The sequence below is a fragment of the Pseudomonas sp. GL-B-19 genome (genome assembly GCF_019956415.1).
Classification (GTDB): domain Bacteria; phylum Pseudomonadota; class Gammaproteobacteria; order Pseudomonadales; family Pseudomonadaceae; genus Aquipseudomonas.
Genome location: NZ_JAHBDK010000076.1, coordinates 1 through 17,138 on the forward strand (window position 1 = coordinate 1; position 17,138 = coordinate 17,138).

General features: G+C 60.0%; 16 protein-coding genes. 10 read left to right on the forward strand and 6 right to left on the reverse strand.

Translation table 11 applies throughout. The features are described from left to right. Nucleotides 1-294: 294 nt before the first annotated feature. Entirely contained in the window at nucleotides 295-1,653 is a 1,359-nt protein-coding gene (locus KGB06_RS26065; protein ID WP_223520945.1) for an 8-oxoguanine deaminase, read from the forward strand. 96 nt (nucleotides 1,654-1,749) lie between these two features. Here the strand turns inward: KGB06_RS26065 and KGB06_RS26070 are convergent, their stop codons facing one another. After that, entirely contained in the window at nucleotides 1,750-2,838 is a 1,089-nt protein-coding gene (locus tag KGB06_RS26070; RefSeq protein ID WP_223520947.1) for a calcium:proton antiporter, read from the reverse strand. A 321-nt stretch (nucleotides 2,839-3,159) separates the two neighbouring features. Here KGB06_RS26070 and KGB06_RS26075 point away from each other — a divergent pair, with 321 nt between their 5' ends. From KGB06_RS26075 to KGB06_RS26085, 3 genes are all read left to right on the forward strand, one after another. After that, nucleotides 3,160-4,242: a BMP family ABC transporter substrate-binding protein gene (locus KGB06_RS26075; RefSeq protein ID WP_223520949.1), complete on the forward strand. Its 1,083-nt coding sequence runs from the start codon at nucleotides 3,160-3,162 to the stop codon at nucleotides 4,240-4,242. Nucleotides 4,243-4,391: 149 nt separating this feature from the next. Beyond that, nucleotides 4,392-5,357 carry a 2-oxoglutarate and iron-dependent oxygenase domain-containing protein gene (locus KGB06_RS26080; protein ID WP_223520950.1) on the forward strand — a complete coding sequence of 322 codons (966 nt, stop codon included), beginning with the start codon at nucleotides 4,392-4,394 and terminating at the stop codon, nucleotides 5,355-5,357. 82 nt (nucleotides 5,358-5,439) lie between these two features. Next, nucleotides 5,440-6,393 (forward strand): adenosine deaminase, encoded by a 954-nt coding sequence (locus KGB06_RS26085; protein WP_223520952.1) that lies wholly within the window; start codon nucleotides 5,440-5,442, stop codon nucleotides 6,391-6,393. Nucleotides 6,394-6,526: 133 nt separating this feature from the next. On the opposite strand, the gene KGB06_RS26090 is transcribed toward KGB06_RS26085, so the two are convergent. Both KGB06_RS26090 and KGB06_RS26095 read right to left on the reverse strand, forming a co-directional pair. Further along, complete coding sequence (locus KGB06_RS26090) at nucleotides 6,527-7,261, reverse strand: ArsR/SmtB family transcription factor (RefSeq protein WP_223520954.1); 735 nt, start codon at nucleotides 7,259-7,261, stop codon at nucleotides 6,527-6,529. A 316-nt stretch (nucleotides 7,262-7,577) separates the two neighbouring features. Further along, nucleotides 7,578-8,507, reverse strand: a complete 930-nt coding sequence (locus KGB06_RS26095) for a LysR family transcriptional regulator (RefSeq protein WP_223520956.1) — start codon at nucleotides 8,505-8,507, stop codon at nucleotides 7,578-7,580. 118 nt (nucleotides 8,508-8,625) lie between these two features. On the opposite strand from KGB06_RS26095, the gene KGB06_RS26100 reads away from it, so the two are divergent. The 3 genes from KGB06_RS26100 to KGB06_RS26110 all read left to right on the forward strand — a co-directional run bounded on the left by KGB06_RS26100 (nucleotide 8,626) and on the right by KGB06_RS26110 (nucleotide 10,494). Next, nucleotides 8,626-8,919, forward strand: a complete 294-nt coding sequence (locus KGB06_RS26100) for a putative quinol monooxygenase (RefSeq protein ID WP_223520958.1) — start codon at nucleotides 8,626-8,628, stop codon at nucleotides 8,917-8,919. A gap of 240 nt (nucleotides 8,920-9,159) precedes the next feature. After that, nucleotides 9,160-10,173: a zinc-binding alcohol dehydrogenase family protein gene (locus KGB06_RS26105; protein ID WP_223520960.1), complete on the forward strand. Its 1,014-nt coding sequence runs from the start codon at nucleotides 9,160-9,162 to the stop codon at nucleotides 10,171-10,173. 150 nt (nucleotides 10,174-10,323) lie between these two features. After that, the gene (locus KGB06_RS26110; protein ID WP_007947681.1) at nucleotides 10,324-10,494 is read left to right on the forward strand and encodes a hypothetical protein; all 171 of its coding nucleotides are present in this window, start codon (nucleotides 10,324-10,326) and stop codon (nucleotides 10,492-10,494) included. Between the two features lie 8 nt (nucleotides 10,495-10,502). Here KGB06_RS26110 and KGB06_RS26115 read toward each other — a convergent pair whose 3' ends face one another. Further along, a complete protein-coding gene (locus KGB06_RS26115) occupies nucleotides 10,503-11,699 on the reverse strand; it encodes a multidrug effflux MFS transporter (protein WP_223520961.1) in 1,197 nt (398 codons plus the stop codon). A gap of 221 nt (nucleotides 11,700-11,920) precedes the next feature. After that, nucleotides 11,921-12,118 (reverse strand): heavy-metal-associated domain-containing protein, encoded by a 198-nt coding sequence (locus tag KGB06_RS26120; protein ID WP_223520963.1) that lies wholly within the window; start codon nucleotides 12,116-12,118, stop codon nucleotides 11,921-11,923. Nucleotides 12,119-12,265: 147 nt separating this feature from the next. Here KGB06_RS26120 and KGB06_RS26125 point away from each other — a divergent pair, with 147 nt between their 5' ends. From KGB06_RS26125 to cueR, 3 genes are all read left to right on the forward strand, one after another. Then, nucleotides 12,266-12,649 (forward strand): hypothetical protein, encoded by a 384-nt coding sequence (locus tag KGB06_RS26125; protein WP_223520965.1) that lies wholly within the window; start codon nucleotides 12,266-12,268, stop codon nucleotides 12,647-12,649. A gap of 180 nt (nucleotides 12,650-12,829) precedes the next feature. Next, entirely contained in the window at nucleotides 12,830-15,223 is a 2,394-nt protein-coding gene (locus KGB06_RS26130) for a heavy metal translocating P-type ATPase (protein ID WP_223520967.1), read from the forward strand. Further along, a complete protein-coding gene (gene cueR, locus KGB06_RS26135) occupies nucleotides 15,220-15,633 on the forward strand; it encodes a Cu(I)-responsive transcriptional regulator (protein WP_223520969.1) in 414 nt (137 codons plus the stop codon). The genes KGB06_RS26130 and cueR overlap by 4 nt, the downstream gene beginning before the upstream one ends. Here cueR and KGB06_RS26140 read toward each other — a convergent pair. Then, nucleotides 15,587-16,804 (reverse strand): MFS transporter, encoded by a 1,218-nt coding sequence (locus KGB06_RS26140; protein ID WP_223520971.1) that lies wholly within the window; start codon nucleotides 16,802-16,804, stop codon nucleotides 15,587-15,589. The two genes, cueR and KGB06_RS26140, sit on opposite strands and share 47 nt — an antisense overlap. Nucleotides 16,805-17,138 lie beyond the last annotated feature (334 nt).

Consider the following 17,138-nt stretch of genomic DNA (forward strand, 5'->3'; position numbering starts at 1 on the left):
GTGAAATCAGACGATGCGGTGTTTCAGGAAGACCGAAAACTCAGGTTTTACGACTGCTGCGCAGCCGGACGCAGGCTTCGCCAGCTGCTACGGATCGCGTTATGGCTTAACTGACTGGCATTAGGGCAAGCCCGGCTCCTACAGGGATTTGTGTTGTCTGGTCGGGCCGGGCTTGCCCAGAACAGCGTTTTGTCAGAAACTCCGCACCTCGCCCCCGCGGCGATCCTGGATCAGCAGACAGGGTAATCACTGAGCTGGCAACCCTGAACCCAACTTTCAGAGGAGCCGGCCAACATGCCTGCATCCCGTATCTGGTTAAAAAATCCCCTCGCGATCTTCACTGCCAATGGCCTCGATGCCCGTGGCGGTCTGGTTGTGCAAGACGGTGTGATCGTCGAAGTGCTCGCCGCCGGACAGCAACCTTCCGCCCCCTGTGGACAAGTCTTCGATGCCCGCGAGCATGTGATCTTGCCGGGGCTGATCAACACCCATCACCATTTCTATCAAACCCTGACCCGCGCCTGGGCGCCGGTAGTCAATCAGCCGTTGTTCCCCTGGCTGAAGACCCTGTACCCGGTCTGGGCCCGCCTCACCCCGGAAAAACTCGCCCTCGCCACCAAAGTCGCGCTGGCTGAGTTGCTGCTGTCCGGTTGCACCACGGCGGCCGATCACCACTACCTGTTCCCCGAAGGCCTGGAAAATGCGATCGACGTGCAAGTCGAAAGCGTCCGCGAACTGGGCATGCGCGCCATGCTGACACGCGGCTCCATGAGCCTCGGCGAAAAGGACGGCGGCCTGCCACCGCAGCAGACCGTGCAGGAAGGCGAAGTGATCCTCGACGACAGCCAGCGCTTGATCGCCGAATACCACGAACGCGGTGACGGTGCGCAAATCCAGATCGCCCTGGCGCCGTGCTCGCCATTCTCGGTCACTCCGCAAATCATGTCCGCCAGTGCTGAACTGGCCAACAAACTCGACGTGCGCCTGCACACCCACCTGGCCGAAACTCTCGACGAAGAAGACTTCTGCCTGCAACGCTTCGGCCTGCGCACTGTGGATTATCTGGACAGCGTCGGCTGGCTCGGCCCGCGTACGTGGCTGGCTCACGGCATCCACTTCAACCCGGACGAAATCGCCCGCCTCGGCGCGGCCGGCACCGGTATTTGCCATTGCCCAAGCTCGAACATGCGCCTCGCTTCCGGCATCTGTCCGACGCTGGATCTCACAGCGGCGGGCGCGTTGCTCGGGCTGGGTGTGGACGGTTCGGCGTCCAACGATGCGTCGAACATGATGCTCGAAACCCGTCAGGCGCTTTACATTCAGCGCTTGCGTTATGGCGCTGAGAAAATCACCCCGGAACTGGTGTTGGGTTGGGCGACCAAGGGCTCGGCGAGCTTGCTGGGCCGTACCGATATCGGCGAACTGGCGGTCGGCAAGCAGGCGGATCTGGCGCTGTTCAAACTGGATGAGCTGCGCTTCTCCGGCAGCCATGATCCGGTGTCGGCGTTGCTGCTGTGCGGCGCGGATCGTGCGGATCGGGTGATGGTTGGCGGCAAGTGGAGAGTGATTGATGGACAGGTTGAGGGGCTGGACCTCAAAGGCCTGATTGCCGATCACAGCCAAGCAGCTCGGCAGCTGATCGCCGGCACCTGATCGAACGCCTATCGCGGGCAAGTCTTGCTCCTACAGGTTTGCATGCGTCGTGAGAACGACGCTGTACCGTAGGAGCATGGCTTGCCCGCGATGCTTTCAAAGCCCCAATAACGACAACATGATGAATGTCGCGAACAGCACAAAGTGGGTCATGCCTTCGATGGCGTTGGTTTCGCCATCGTTGAGGTTGATCGCGCTGACGATCAGAGTCAGGAAGATCATCACCGTCTGCACCGGGGTCATCGCCATTTGAAACGGCTGGCCGGTGTAGAGCGCCATCGCTTCCATCACCGGCACCGTCAGGATCACCGTTGACAGTGACGCGCCCAAGGCGATGTTGACCACCGACTGCATGCGATTGGCCAATGCTGCACGCAATGCGGTCAGAATCTCCGGCGCGGCGGAGATGGCCGCCACCAGAATGGCCGTAATCACCGGCGGTGCGCCCGTCCCTTCCAGCCCCAGATCGAGGGTTTTGGACATCACCTCGGCCAATGCGCCGATCACCACCACGCCAAATACCAATGTGCCAATACTCAGTGCCAGATTGACCGATTCAGGTTCCTCCTCCGGAACTTTCTTGCGGCGTTTTTCCGGGTAGCTGTAGCTGAAAAAGTAGCTGTGCGGCCCGACCTGCATTCGCAGGAACAAGGCGTAGAGCACGACCATCGCCCCGATGGTGAAGCCCGAATAAATCTTCCAGTTGGCCTCGGGAATGAACTCCGGCACCACCATCGACACCCCCATGGCCGTGAGAATCATCACGCTGTAGGTGCGCGCCGAATCATCGTTGTAGGACTGCTCGCCGTGCTTGAGCCCGCCCATCAACGCGGCCAGGCCGAGGATGCCGTTGATGTCGAGCATCACCGCCGAGTAAATCGTATCGCGCACCAGGGTAGACGAGGCTTCGTTGCTCATCATGATCGCCAGGATCACCACTTCCACCAGCACCGCCGCCAACGTCAGGATCATCGTGCCGTAAGGATCGCCGACTTTTTCCGCCAGCAACTCGGCATGATGGGCGACGCGCATGGAGGCGGCGACGATGAAGGCGATCAGCACCAGGCCGGCGGCCAGCGCGACGGGTTGGCCGCTGTGGAGCATCCAGTGCTCCAGCGGGTATGCGACGACGGCAGCGAGGACGGCCAGCAGCAGAAAAGTTTCTTGCTTGAGGAGTGTGAGCATTGCGGGCCTTTTTGCGCAGTGGAGCGAAAGCAGAGTGATGAGCTACTGACTGCGGTGTGGCGCTAACGTTTAGTTACACCTTAGCGCACCAGGGGATGGCAGCCGCGTCAGGTCATGCACTTTTATCGGCCTTGCGGGCCTCATCGCGGGCAAGCCTTGCTCCTACAGTATTTGTGGTGCCCCCAATCCCGCGACCGACACTAACCTGTAGGAGCAAGGCTTGCCCGCGATGGCCGTTACGCGATTTCGACTTTTGTTGTCTTTTTGGTCAGCAATTTGCATTACCCCTGCCAACCTCACAACAACATGGAGTTCGAATTCATGCATAAACGTCCGCTGAAGAAGCTGCTAATCGCCGTCGCCGCAGCCATCGGTCTGAGCGCCAGCCTGACCGCCAGCGCCGCCGGCCCGCTGAAAGTCGGCTTCGTCTACATCGGTCCGATCGGTGACCACGGCTGGACGTATCAGCATGAACAGGGGCGTAAGGCGTTGGCTGAAAAATTCGGTGACCAGATCATCACCAACTATGTGGAAAACGTCGCTGAAGGTGCCGACGCCGAGCGGGTGATCCGCAACATGGCCAAGGACAACTACGACCTGATCTTCACCACGTCGTTCGGCTACATGAACCCGACCCTGAAAGTGGCGAAGCAATTTCCCAAAGTCACCTTCGAACACGCCACTGGCTACAAGCAGGACAAGAACCTCGGCACCTATTTGGCGCGCACCTATGAAGGTCGCTACGTCGGCGGCTTCCTCGCGGCGAAGATGACCAAGACCAAAAAGATCGGCTACGTCGCCTCCTTCCCGATCCCGGAAGTGATCCGCGACATCAACGCCATTCAACTGGCCCTGAACAAGTACAACCCCGGCACCGAGATCAAGGTGGTGTGGGTCAACTCGTGGTTCGATCCGGGCAAGGAAGCCGACGCCGCCAACGCGCTGATCGATCAGGGCGTGGACGTGGTGTTCCAGCACACCGACAGCCCGGCGCCAATCCAGGCGGCAGAACGTCGTGGCGTGTATGCCGTCGGCTACGCGTCGGACATGGCGCACTTCGGGCCGAAAGCGGTATTGACCTCCATCGTCAACGACTGGGGTCCACACTATATTCAAGCGACCCAAAGCGAGCTCGAACACACATGGAAATCACAGGATTACTGGGGCGGGTTGAGGGAAGGTACGGTTGAACTGCCGATCAGTGAACTGGTTCCAGCGTCGGTGAAAGCCGAAGCCGAGCAGATCATTGCGGACATCAAGAGCGGCGCGTTCCACCCATTCACCGGGCCGATCAAGGATCAGGCAGGTGTCGAGAAAATTGCGCTGGGCGCGACGGCCAGCAATGTGGAACTGGCGTCGATGAACTACTACGTTGAAGGCATGAAGGCCGATATTCCGAAGTAGCTCCCCAAAACCAACACAAAACCCTGTAGGAGTGAGACCGGCTTGCCGGCGATAGCGGACTATCAGTCAACATGGATGTTGAATGTGACGGCCTCATCGCGAGCAGGCTCACTCCTACAATGAATTTTCAGCGTTCTTGAGAATTGTGCATGAACCAACTCCCGATCATCGACATCAGCCCGCTCTACAGCGATGACCAAACCACCTGGCAATCCGTCGCCAGCCAAATCGATCACGCCTGCCGCGAATGGGGTTTCTTCTACATCAAGGGTCACCCGATTTGCGCGGAACGCATCGACGCCCTGCTCGATCACGCCCAACACTTCTTCGCCCAACCCACCCCAGAAAAACTCAAGATCGACATCACCCAGAGTCGACATCATCGCGGTTACGGCGCCATCGCCACCGAGCAACTCGACCCGAGCAAACCCAGCGATCTGAAGGAAACCTTCGACATGGGCCTGCACCTGCCGGCCGATCACCCGGAAGTTCTGGCGGAAAAACCTTTGCGCGGCCCTAACCGCCATCCCTCGCTGCCTGGCTGGGAAGCGCTGATGGAACAGCACTACGTCGACATGCAGGCCCTCGCCCAAACCCTGTTGCGCGCGATGACGCTGGCACTGGGCATCGAACGCGATTTTTTCGATAAACGCTTCAACGAGCCGGTCAGCGTGCTACGGATGATCCATTACCCACCACGCCACACCGCCAGTTCCGCCGAACAACAAGGCGCCGGCGCTCACACCGATTACGGCTGCATCACCCTGTTGTACCAGGACGCTGCCGGTGGCCTGCAAGTTCGCAACGTGAAGGGCGAATGGATCGACGCACCGCCGATCGACGGCACGTTTGTGGTCAACCTCGGTGACATGATGGCGCGCTGGAGCAACGACCGGTATCTGTCGACGCCACACCGGGTAATCAGCCCGTTGGGCGTGGACCGTTATTCGATGCCGTTCTTCGCCGAGCCACACCCCGACACACGCATCGAATGCCTGCCCGGTTGTCAGGATGACCTGCACCCTGCGAAATACCCGGCCACCACCTGCGCCGAGTTCCTGCTCTCGCGCTTCGCCGATACCTACGCCTATCGACGGGAACCGGAAACGGTGTGATCAACCGGCTGGTCAGGTTTTGCTAAATGTTTCCACGGGCATCTGTAGAATGCTCGCCATCTGCACCTGATGAGAAAAGACCATGTACGACTGGCTGAACGCCCTGCCCAAGGCAGAACTGCATTTGCACCTCGAAGGCTCGCTGGAGCCTGAGCTGCTGTTCGCCCTGGCTGAACGCAACAAGATCGCCCTGCCGTGGAGCGACGTCGAAACCCTGCGTAAAGCGTACGCCTTCAACAACCTGCAAGAATTTCTCGACCTGTATTACCAGGGCGCTGACGTGTTGCGCACTTCGCAGGACTTCTACGACCTGACCTGGGCGTACCTGCTGCGTTGCAAGGCACAGAACGTGATTCACACTGAACCGTTCTTTGATCCGCAAACCCACACTGACCGTGGCGTACCCTTCGAAGTGGTGCTCAATGGCATCGCCGCCGCGCTGAAAGACGGCGAGCAGCAACTGGGCATTACCAGCGGTTTGATTCTGAGCTTCCTGCGCCACTTGAGCGAAGAAGAAGCACAGAAAACCCTCGATCAGGCGCTGCCGTTCCGCGATGCGTTTGTCGCCGTGGGCCTGGACAGTTCGGAAATGGGACACCCGCCGAGCAAGTTCCAGCGAGTGTTTGACCGTGCTCGTCACGAAGGCTTCCTGACCGTCGCTCACGCCGGTGAAGAAGGCCCGCCCGAATACATTTGGGAAGCCCTCGACCTGCTGAAAATCCAGCGCATCGACCATGGCGTGCGCGCCATCGAAGACGAGCGCTTGATGCAGCGGATCATCGACGAGCAGATCCCGCTGACCGTGTGCCCATTGTCGAACACCAAACTCTGCGTGTTCGATCACATGTCCCAGCACAACATCCTCGACATGCTGGAGCGTGGCGTGAAAGTGACCGTGAACTCCGATGACCCGGCGTACTTCGGCGGGTATGTGACCGAGAACTTCCATGCGCTGTACACCGATTTGGGCATGACCCAGGATCAGGCCAAGCGCCTGGCGCAAAACAGCCTGGATGCCAGATTGGTCAAGCCATAAGCCACACCGCATCCCCACTGTGGGAGCAAGCCTGCTCGCGATAGCTGTGTGTCAGACACTATCAATGTCGACTGACACTCCGTCATCGCGAGCAGGCTCGCTCCCACATTGTCAATTGGATGTTGCTTCATCCCTAAAGCGCCATTTCCAGCTCGGTTTCCTTGGCGAAGCGATGGATTTCACGCTGCCCAGCGGCAGTGATCTGCAAGGCGCGGGATTCGTTGGGCAGGCTCAACCAGCCTGACTGCATGAACAGTTGCAACAGCGCCGCGCCCAGTGAGCCGCCCATGTGCGGGCGTCTTTCGCTCCAGTCGGGACAGGCACAGGCCACCCGGCTGTTGCGATGTGCCAGCGCCTGGATGAACACGCCTCGTGTCGCCAACTGGGTGGAACCCTTGTGGGTAATCATGACCCGCTGATCAATCTGTTCGATCCAGCCTGCATCCAGCAACCGCTGGTAAAGGTCGGCGGCCAGGGTGCCTCCCAGATGGTCGTCGCACAGTCTGGCTCGCAGTAGTGAAGAAGGCGCCGTCTGAGGTTTGGCGATGGGGTTGGGGCGCTTGAAAACATCCGGGACCTCTCGGGGTGTACTGGCCAGGGTCGCACTGGCCAATGCTTCGATAGCCGCGCCGACTTCGGGGGCCGCCAAGCGGAAAAATCGCTTTCGCCCACGGATTTCAACTCTCAACAGACCGCCTGCGGACAATCGTCCCAGGTGTGCGCTGGCCGAAGAGGGTGACAGGCCGGCCAACAATGCCAGCTCTTCGGTTTGCCGCGCCGTGCCGTCCATCAAGGCCCACATCATTGCGCTGCGCTTTGGGTCAGCCAGCAACGTGGCGATCTGGCTGATGCAAGGTGCATGTTCCATGTATTCACTCCCTGTTGAATCGTTTCGTCTGCTGCTCAGAGACATCTTGACCAGTAATGTGTTGTCGGCCAAGCCGCGGAAACCGCCATAAGTCGGGCAAAGCCCTCCACGCCCCTATGCCAAGGCTTCGCAGCCAGGGCGAAGGTCGGGTGATTGAGCGAGGGCCATGCCGACTGGAACGCGGACTCGCCATCGCGAGATCGACGGTGCGTACATGAGGCGGGCGCTAGTATAAGCGGGTTGACCGCCGGATCCTGCCCTTGAGAAACCGTGGGTGCTGATAGTTGCTGACAGAAATTTCGCTATTTACCTGCGACTAATGATCGATGCCCGATATCGTCGGAAATTGGCTGCTTAAATGAGCGCATCGGCTGGCAAGCATTTCCCGTAACAGGTTCACAGGCTTACTCAATTGTGCGCGATGGGCGCACAGCAAATTCAGAGGTGCGCGCTCACAGAGCAGTTCTGGCATCAGCACTTTCAGCCGCCCGGCGAGCACATCGGCGGCAACATCGAGCCAGGACTTGTAAGCGATCCCTGCGCCTGCAACGGCCCACAACCGCACCACATCGGCATCGTCACTGAATCGGTCTCCGCTGACGGTCAGGCCGACTTCGCGCTTGCCGTCATGGAAGCTCCAGTGATCGTGGACCCGGCCGCCGAGCATGAACAATAAACAATTGTGCTGAGCCAGTTGTTCCAGCTGCCGTGGCTCGCCCTGTCTGGCGAGGTAACTCGGCGCGGCGCACAGTACCCGGTGGTTCTGCGGGGCGATGGGCAGCGCTACCAGGCTTGAGTCTTCCGGTTCGCCATAGCGCAGGGCGATGTCGACCGGTTGGCGGAACAGGTCGGCAATGCGGTCACCCAGCAGAAGCCGGACGGTCAGTTTCGGATGCTCACGCTGAAACTCGTCCAGCCACGGCAGCAACAGGTTGCGGCCAAAGTCCGACGGTGCCGAAAGCTGCAGAATCCCGCTGACCTGATCCTGACCACTGGCCAGCAATCGGCGCCCTTCATCCAGATTGCTCAGGGCTGCCCGGGCATATTCCAGAAAGCCCTCGCCTTCGGCCGTCAGGCGCAGGCTGCGGGTGGAGCGTGCGAGCAAACGCGCGCCGAGTTGCTGTTCGATGCGCTTCAAGGCCGCACTGGCCACCGCAGCCGACATGTCCATCACCCGCGCCGCCGCCGACAGGCTCCCCAGGTCCGCAGCCCGGACGAACAGCTGCAAGTCATCGAAACGCAGCATCTTCAGCCTCGATTATCAAAAAAATATTGAAAGAGACTGCTCTTTTAGCGGGTTTTATCTTGCTGCGAAATAGCCAATCATCTGCCCCATCAAATTCATCACGCTCCCGGAGTCGTCCATGTCCCAGCCTTTTACCGCCATTGCCACCCTCATCGCCAAATCCGGCCAGCAAGACGCTCTTGAACAGCACCTGCGTGCCTTGGTCGAACCGACCCGCGCCGAGGCCGGTTGCGGCCAATACGATCTGCACCAGGACCTCGCCAACCCGCAGGCCTTTTACATGATCGAGCAGTGGAGCAGCGACGAAGCCCTGCAAGCGCATGACGCCAGCGCCCACATCCAGAATTTCCGGGCCAAGGCCGGCGACTTTCTCGAACATTTCGACCTCAAGCGCCTGCGTACCGTGGCCTGACTCCTAATGCCGATCCGTTGAGCCAAGCCGCACTCTGTAGCAGCTGGCGAAGCCTGCGTCCGGCTGCGTAGCAGTCGTAAAATCAGACGATGCGGTGTTTCAGGAAATCCGCGCGTACAGGATTTACGACTGCTACGCAGCCGGACGCAGGCTTCGCCAGCTGCTACGGATTGGGTGGTTTTCTTGACTGATCGGCATTAGCCCTGACCTCTTCTTTTATTACCTTTCGGAGTTCCTTAGATGAAAGCCATTGCTTACTACAGTTCGTTACCGATCAGCGACGAACAATCCCTGCAAGACATCGAGCTGCCAGAACCGGTTGCCGGTCCGCGCGACCTGTTGGTGGACGTCAAAGCCATCTCGGTCAACCCGGTGGACACCAAGGTCCGCCAGAACGTCCAGCCTGAAGAAGGCGTGGCCAAGGTACTGGGTTGGGACGTGGCCGGTGTGGTCAAGGCCGTCGGCCGCGAAGTGACCTTGTTCAAGGTCGGCGACAAGGTCTTTTACGCAGGCTCCATCGCCCGCGCGGGGGGTAACAGCGAACGCCATGTGGTGGATGAGCGGATCGTTGGCCACATGCCCAAAACCCTCGGTTTCGCCGAAGCCGCCGCGCTGCCGCTGACCGCCATTACCGCCTGGGAGTTGCTCTTTGAACGCCTGCAAGTGCGCGAAGGCAACACCGATGAAGGCCAGCGCTTGCTGATCGTCGGCGCGGCCGGTGGCGTGGGTTCGATCCTTACGCAATTGGCCAGTCAGCTCACCGGGCTCAACGTCATCGGCACCGCCTCCCGTCCGCAAACCCAGAGCTGGGTACGTGAATTGGGCGCCGACCTGGTGATCGATCACAGCCAACCGCTGAGCGAGGAGCTCAAGCGTGCCGGTGTGGATTACGTGACCCATGTCGCCAGCCTGACCCAAACCGATCATCACCTGGACCAATTGGTCGAGGCGCTGGCACCGCAAGGCAAACTGGCGTTGATCGATGATCCCAAGTCGCTGGACGTGACCAAGCTCAAACGCAAGAGCCTGTCACTGCACTGGGAGTTCATGTACACCCGCTCGCTGTTCGAAACCGCAGACATGATTGAGCAACACCATTTGCTCAACCGCATCGCCGGGCTGATCGACGCCGGCACACTGAAAACCACGGTCGGCGAGCACTTCGGCACCATCAACGCGGCCAACCTGCGCCGTGCGCATGCGCTGCTGGAGAGTGGCAAAGCCAAGGGCAAAATTGTGCTGGAAGGGTTCTGAAACAAGATGAAACAGTGTCGTCCTGACGGGGACGACACCGTCAGTCCGAGAGTTGACCTCCGTCATAATAGCGATCGTATTCGGGTCTACAATCGAATCCTCTGCGGAATATTCTTTACGTAGCAGCGTTTACGAGAGGAGAGATCAGCAATGAAGATCCTGATAAAAGAAGTGGCTAAATCACAATGGCAAGTCCGTCTGGACCAACTTGCCGTGACATTCCGCAGCGAAGCCGAAGCACTGGCCTTTACCCGAACCCTCGAAGCACGTCTGTACGCCCCCCATCAAATTCCCGGTCACCAGCAGCGCGCTGCTGGCTGAGCCCGCCCTCAGACCCGGGCTTGCGCCAACGTCCGGGCAGTTTGCAAGCGCCGGGTGAGCATCGCCATGCTCACCACCAACACTCCGCACAAGCTGATGACCATCGCCATCGGCATGGCGCTGCCATCGTGTAAAACACCGACCAGCGAAGCGGCACCGGCCGCGACGGTGAATTGCAGGCAGCCGAGCATCGCCGATGCACTGCCGGCGCGAGCGCCCTGCCCGTTCATGGCACACGCCGACGCGTTGGGGAGGATGCAGCCGAGACTGGAGATACAAATAAACAGCGGAATCAGCAACGGCCATAGTTGCTCGGGGCGTAGCGCACTGACGGCGAGCAGTGTCAGGCCTGCGGCCAGGTAAACCCACACGGCACGTGCCAGCAAGAACGCCGGGCCACGCTTGGCGAGCAATCGTGCGTTGACTTGCGCCACCAGAATGAACCCCGCCGCATTGGTGCCGAACAGCCAGCCGAAGTGCTCGGCCGGTACACCGTAGAGCTTGATGAACACGAACGGTGAGCCGGCGATGTAGGCAAACATCCCGGCGATGGCGATGCCACCCGTCAGGGCGTGGCCGAGATAGACCCGATCCGACAACAGGCGACCGTACTGCCTGAAAGCGCCCGACAACGGCTGACGCGGTACATGCGCGGGCAGACTTTCCGGCAACCCGAGCGACACGGCCAATGCGGCCAAGGCACTGAAACCGGTCAACGCCAGAAAAATCGACTGCCAACCCGTGGTGTTGACCAACAAGCCGCCGAGCATCGGCGCGAGAATCGGCGCCAGCCCCATGACCAGCATGAGTTGCGAATAGACCTTCGCAGAACCCACGGCATCGCATTTATCGCTGACCACCGCACGGGAAATCACCATCCCCGCGCAACCGCCTAACGCTTGGACAAAACGTGCGCCGATCAACCATTCAAGGTTTGGCGCATACGCGCAGGCCAGCGAAGCAAGGGTGAATAAACCGACGCCGGTCAGCAACGGAATACGCCGCCCGAAACGATCGGCAACCGGGCCGTAGAACAGTTGACCAATCGACAAACCGAGGAAATACGCCGCCAGTGTCAGTTGCACGTGTTTTTCATCAGTGCCAAAGGCGAGCGCCATCGCCGGGAAGGCCGGCAGATAGAAATCGATCGCCAGCGGACCGAAAGCGCTCAGGGCGCCAAGAATCAAAATGGTACGGAAGTTCATCAGGCATCCAGTTGGACATGAGTCGTCAGGCCAACAGTCTAGCCGTGCATGAACGTCTTGAACATTCCGATAGCTCGCTAACTATTAAAAACTCACCGAGTGAATGCAGAATCCATGTAGGAGTGAGCCTGCTCGCGATAGCGGTGTGTCAGTCGACAGCAATTTTGAATGACACTCCGCTATCGCGAGCAGGCTCACTCCTACAGGGGGATTGTGCTGGGTCAGGCGATTTTGGCTTCGTAGCCTTCTTCGGTGATCGCGGCGATCACTTGCTCGACTGTCAACGCGCTTTCAACCCCGACTTCCCTGGCGGCCAGATCGACCCGCACGCTGGCCGCCGGATCTTTGGCTTGCAGCGCCTGAGTAATGGCTTTGACACAGTGACCGCAGGACATGCCTTGAACGTTGAACACTTGCATGGTGTGGCTCCTTTCATGAGGTTGCGGGCAGTCTCGAGCTTGCCACCATGGCAAGGTCAAGTTCTTGATCAAACTGCCGGGCTGGCAATCGGCGTCACGCTCGGCCAAGCTGCGGGCATCAATGACTCGAATTCAGGAGATTCAGCCATGCGCTGGTCAGCTCTCAGCCTGTTTGGCTTCCTCAGCCTCTTTGCCGCGATACCTTCGGTTCACGCCGCCGGGGAGAACTATGGCGTACTGATCATTTCCCGCGAGCGCCTGGAAGTTTCAACCTCCTGCGAGATCGGTGTGTACATCCAGGATGAACTGGCTGCACGACTGTTCCAGGAGCAAAGCACCGCGTTCAACCTGCCGCCGGGCAATGTGTCCTTGCGCCTCAAACTGTTGCCGGGCCAAGTGCCGGGTTGCAACCCGGGCATGCTCGTACCGGGCGCGCAGAACATCGTGCTCAAGGCAGGGGATGTGTTGAAGTACCGGATTGCGATGTCGCAGGAAGGGATGTACCTCAAGACCGCCGTCCTCGACTACTGACGCAAAACCAATGTGGGAGCGAGCCTGCTCGCGAAAGCGGTGTGTCAGCTAAACAGATATTGAATGACACTCCGCTATCGCCGGCAAGCCGGTCTCACTCCTACAGTTTTAGATTGGTGCTTGACCTTGCCCGCATGGCAAGGTTGATCCTGTAGGCATCTACTACAGGGAGTGCGACCGATGTCCGAATCCACCACGTTCGATCTGCCGATTGCCGGCATGACCTGCGCCAGTTGCGCCGGGCGTATCGAGCGAGCCTTGAGCAAAGTCATCGGCGCCTCAGCCGTCAGCGTCAACCTGGCCACCGAACAGGCCCGCGTCCAAGCGCCCAGCGACAGCTTGAACGCGTTGATGGACGCGATTGAGCAGGCCGGTTACAGCGTGCCCCGGCACAATCTGGAACTGAGCATCGACGGCATGACCTGCGCTTCGTGCGTCGGCCGGGTCGAGCGTGCATTGACCAAGGTGCCGGGGGTCAAGAGCGTCAGCGTCAACCTGGCCAACGAACGTGCCCACCTCGAACTGCTCGGCCACATCGATCCGCAAAGCTTGATCGCTGCCGTGACCAAAGCGGGTTACTCCGCCAGCGTCTGGGAAGTCGAACACCCGCTAACCGACACTCAACAACAGCGCCTGCACCGTGAGCGCTGGGCGTTGATCATGGCCCTCATTCTCGCTTTGCCGCTGGTGCTGCCGATGCTGCTGCAACCGTTCGGCGTGCACTGGATGCTTCCTGCCTGGGTGCAATTTTTGTTGGCAACGCCGGTGCAATTCATCTTCGGTGCGCGCTTTTATGTCGCCGCCTGGAAAGCCGTGCGCGCCGGGGCCGGGAACATGGATTTGCTGGTCGCCCTGGGCACCAGCGCTGGTTACGGCCTGAGTGTTTACGAATGGGCCACCGCCGCCGGGCGCATGCCGCACCTGTATTTCGAAGCCTCGGCGGTGGTGATTGCGTTGGTGCTGCTGGGCAAGTACCTGGAAAGCCGCGCCAAACGCCAGACCGCCAGTGCCATTCGAGCCCTGGAAGCCCTGCGTCCGGAGCGGGCGATTCAGGTGATCGATGGTCGCGAACAAGACGTCGCCATCAGTGCCTTGCGCCTCAATGACCTGGTCATGGTCAAACCGGGCGAACGCTTTCCGGTGGACGGCGAAGTGGTCGAAGGCCAGAGCAACGCCGACGAAGCGCTGATCAGCGGTGAAAGCCTGCCGGTGCCCAAGCAACCGGGGGACAAGGTCACCGGGGGCGCGATCAACGGTGAAGGCAGATTGCTGGTTCGCACCCAAGCCTTGGGCGCGGAAACAGTGTTGGCGCGAATCATTCGTCTGGTCGAAGACGCCCAGGCCGCCAAAGCACCGATCCAGAAACTGGTGGATAAAGTCAGCCAGGTCTTCGTGCCCACTGTCCTGTTGATCGCGTTTGCGACCTTCATCGGTTGGTGGTTGTACGGTGCACCGATTGAAACCGCCTTGATCAATGCCGTCGCCGTGTTGGTGATTGCTTGCCCGTGCGCCTTGGGGCTGGCGACTCCGACAGCCATCATGGCCGGGACTGGCGTGGCGGCACGCTACGGAATTCTGATCAAAGACGCCGAAGCGCTGGAACGCGCCCATGAAGTCAGTGCAGTGGTGTTCGACAAGACTGGCACGCTGACGTCGGGCACACCGCGCATTGCTCATTTGACGGCCATTAACGGTGACGAAGCCGCCCTGCTGCAAATCGCCGGTGCGCTGCAACGGGGTAGCGAACATCCGCTGGCCAAGGCAGTGCTGGACGCTTGCACCGAGCGTGGATTGACCGTGGCCGATGTCAGCGACAGTCAATCGCTGACTGGGCGAGGCATCGCGGGCACGCTCGAGGGTCGTCGACTGGCATTGGGTAATCGTCGTCTATTGGAAGAAAGTGGTTTAAACGCAGGTTCCTTGGCTGACTCGGCAACAGCCTGGGAAACCGAAGGCCGGACGCTGTCCTGGCTGATCGAGCAAAGCCCGGAATCGAAAGTGCTCGGCCTCTTCGCCTTTGGCGACACCCTCAAGCCCGGCGCCCTGCAAGCCGTGCAACAGCTCAGCGCGCGGAACATCAGCAGCCACCTGCTGACCGGTGACAACCGTGGCAGCGCCAAAGTCGTCGCCGAGGCGCTGGGCATCACCGATGTGCATGCCGAAGTGCTGCCCGCCGACAAAGCCGCCACCGTTGCCGACCTGAAAAAGACCGGTGTGGTGGCGATGGTCGGCGACGGCATCAACGACGCCCCGGCCCTGGCTGCGGCGGACATCGGCATCGCCATGGGCGGCGGCACCGACGTGGCGATGCACGCGGCCGGGATCACCCTGATGCGTGGCGATCCACGACTGGTACCGGCGGCGCTGGAGATCAGCCGCAAGACCTACGCGAAGATCCGGCAGAACCTGTTCTGGGCCTTCGTCTATAACCTGATCGGCATTCCGCTGGCCGCGTTCGGCTTCCTCAACCCGGTGCTGGCCGGTGCGGCCATGGCGTTGTCGAGCGTCAGTGTGGTGAGCAATGCGTTACTGTTGAAAACCTGGAAGCCCAAGGACCTGGAGGACAATCGATGAACATCGGTCAAGCAGCCCGCCAAAGCGGCCTGAGCGCGAAGATGATCCGTTACTACGAGTCCATCGGTCTGCTCAAGGCCGCCCATCGCACCGACAGCGGCTACCGCGTTTATGGCGACGATGACCTGCATACACTGGCCTTCATCAAGCGTTCCCGGGACCTGGGGTTTTCACTGGAAGAGGTCGGCAAACTCCTGACCCTCTGGCAGGACCGCCAACGCGCCAGCGCTGATGTGAAGGCTCTGGCCCGTCAGCACATCGACGAACTAAACCAGAAGATCCGCGAACTCGGCCAACTGCGCGACACCCTGCAAGACCTGGTCGAGCACTGCCAGGGCGACCATCGCCCCGACTGCCCGATCCTCAAGAACCTGGCGTCGGGCTGCTGCGCCGAACCTGTTCGCTCCTGATTGCCAGGCCCTTCACCACCAGCAACGTGGTGAGGGGAATGCCGTGGAACAGCAGCACCACGGAGCCCGGTGTCCACCACGAGTAAAACGGCGCGGCGATCAACATGCCGACGCCGAAGCCGGTCATTTGCAGCAGGGTGAGGAAGCTGAAAATGGGTAGCCGCAGGTTGTCCGGCTCACGTTGCAGACGTGACATCAGGCCGACTTCCGAGAAACCGTCGCCCAACCCGGCCGGCAACGAGAACAGCAGCAATCCGTAAAGGGTCTGCTGCTGAAACATCAGGATGAAGCCGCAGGACATCAGCAGCACCCCGAAGAAAAATCGCCGCTCCAGATTGACGTTGTCCGAGCCTTTCAGGCGACTGGCGATTCGCGCACCGATCAATTTTCCGCTAGCCCAGACCGCCAGCATCAGGCCCAGCGTGGTGCTGGCCGACTCGGGGGTCAGTAGCTTGGAAACTATTGGCAAACCCACGTTGTGCGCGGCACTGCCAAGGGTGTCGGCCATGGTAACGGCGAGCATCGCGGCCACCACCGGTGCGCTGCGCAACCCTTGGCTCAGGGCCGACCATTCGCCCTGATCGCGGGGGAATTCGTCTCGGGCCGCCAGCATGGAAAAGCGCAGCGGCAAGATGAGCAACGCGGCCAACAGATACGTCACCACGTTTAGCGCAAACACCATCTCAAAACCAAATGCCGCCACCAGCACTCCGGCAACCAGACTGCCACCGACCATCGCGGCCGATGAAGCAGAGGTGATCCAGGCATTGGTCTTGAGCAGGTGTTCGCCATCGATCAAGTGCGGCAGCTGACTGTTCAGGCCGATGGCAAACATCGAGTTACCGAAGCCCAGACCGAACGCGATGACGGGGAGCAGCAGCGCCTGTTGATCAACCGGCAGCACCAGCAGCAAGCCGAGCAATCCTGCTCGCAACAGGTCGAAGACGATCAGCGGCATACATCCGACCCAGCGGCGGTAGAACGTGGTGCCGATCAGACTGGCGAAAATCCCTCCGCCGACGCGACTGCCGAGGAAGATGCCGACACTCATGGCACTGTTGCTGAGCAGATAAACGTAAGTGGCCAGGGCGACCATGTTGAGGAAAGCGCCAAAGTCAGAAATCAGACGGGCGGCGATGATCAGTCGGGCGTTGCGGGTGGAGGTATTCACATTCAATCCTTGAGTGTGGGAAGTCCGGGAAACTCAAAACTCAGCTACATCGGAAATCCAGTGTAGGAGTGAGCCTGCTCGCGAGGAGGCCATCACATTCAACATCATCGTCGCCTGGCAGTCCGCTATCGCGAGCAGGCTCACTCCTACAGTAGTCATCAGTGTTTGGACAATTCAGGGCCGGCCTCTACAAAAAACCCGGCCGAACAGACTGTGTGAAAACACACTGATGGTGGTTCCAGCAAACGCCCCGACTTGTTCGGGGCGTTTGCTTTTGTGCTCACAGCAGACGAAAAAAGGCTTTTCAGCCCATCAGCGCCATCATCTGACGCAC

What these genes read in the sequence shown, in the direction of transcription:
- KGB06_RS26065 (WP_223520945.1), top strand. Translation starts at nt 295, where the DNA reads ATGCCTGCATCCCGTATCTGGTTAAAAAATCCCCTCGCGATCTTCACT.
- KGB06_RS26070 (WP_223520947.1), bottom strand. Translation starts at nt 2,838, where the DNA reads ATGCTCACACTCCTCAAGCAAGAAACTTTTCTGCTGCTGGCCGTCCTC.
- KGB06_RS26075 (WP_223520949.1), top strand. Translation starts at nt 3,160, where the DNA reads ATGCATAAACGTCCGCTGAAGAAGCTGCTAATCGCCGTCGCCGCAGCC.
- KGB06_RS26080 (WP_223520950.1), top strand. Translation starts at nt 4,392, where the DNA reads ATGAACCAACTCCCGATCATCGACATCAGCCCGCTCTACAGCGATGAC.
- KGB06_RS26085 (WP_223520952.1), top strand. Translation starts at nt 5,440, where the DNA reads ATGTACGACTGGCTGAACGCCCTGCCCAAGGCAGAACTGCATTTGCAC.
- KGB06_RS26090 (WP_223520954.1), bottom strand. Translation starts at nt 7,261, where the DNA reads ATGGAACATGCACCTTGCATCAGCCAGATCGCCACGTTGCTGGCTGAC.
- KGB06_RS26095 (WP_223520956.1), bottom strand. Translation starts at nt 8,507, where the DNA reads ATGCTGCGTTTCGATGACTTGCAGCTGTTCGTCCGGGCTGCGGACCTG.
- KGB06_RS26100 (WP_223520958.1), top strand. Translation starts at nt 8,626, where the DNA reads ATGTCCCAGCCTTTTACCGCCATTGCCACCCTCATCGCCAAATCCGGC.
- KGB06_RS26105 (WP_223520960.1), top strand. Translation starts at nt 9,160, where the DNA reads ATGAAAGCCATTGCTTACTACAGTTCGTTACCGATCAGCGACGAACAA.
- KGB06_RS26110 (WP_007947681.1), top strand. Translation starts at nt 10,324, where the DNA reads ATGAAGATCCTGATAAAAGAAGTGGCTAAATCACAATGGCAAGTCCGT.
- KGB06_RS26115 (WP_223520961.1), bottom strand. Translation starts at nt 11,699, where the DNA reads ATGAACTTCCGTACCATTTTGATTCTTGGCGCCCTGAGCGCTTTCGGT.
- KGB06_RS26120 (WP_223520963.1), bottom strand. Translation starts at nt 12,118, where the DNA reads ATGCAAGTGTTCAACGTTCAAGGCATGTCCTGCGGTCACTGTGTCAAA.
- KGB06_RS26125 (WP_223520965.1), top strand. Translation starts at nt 12,266, where the DNA reads ATGCGCTGGTCAGCTCTCAGCCTGTTTGGCTTCCTCAGCCTCTTTGCC.
- KGB06_RS26130 (WP_223520967.1), top strand. Translation starts at nt 12,830, where the DNA reads ATGTCCGAATCCACCACGTTCGATCTGCCGATTGCCGGCATGACCTGC.
- cueR (WP_223520969.1), top strand. Translation starts at nt 15,220, where the DNA reads ATGAACATCGGTCAAGCAGCCCGCCAAAGCGGCCTGAGCGCGAAGATG.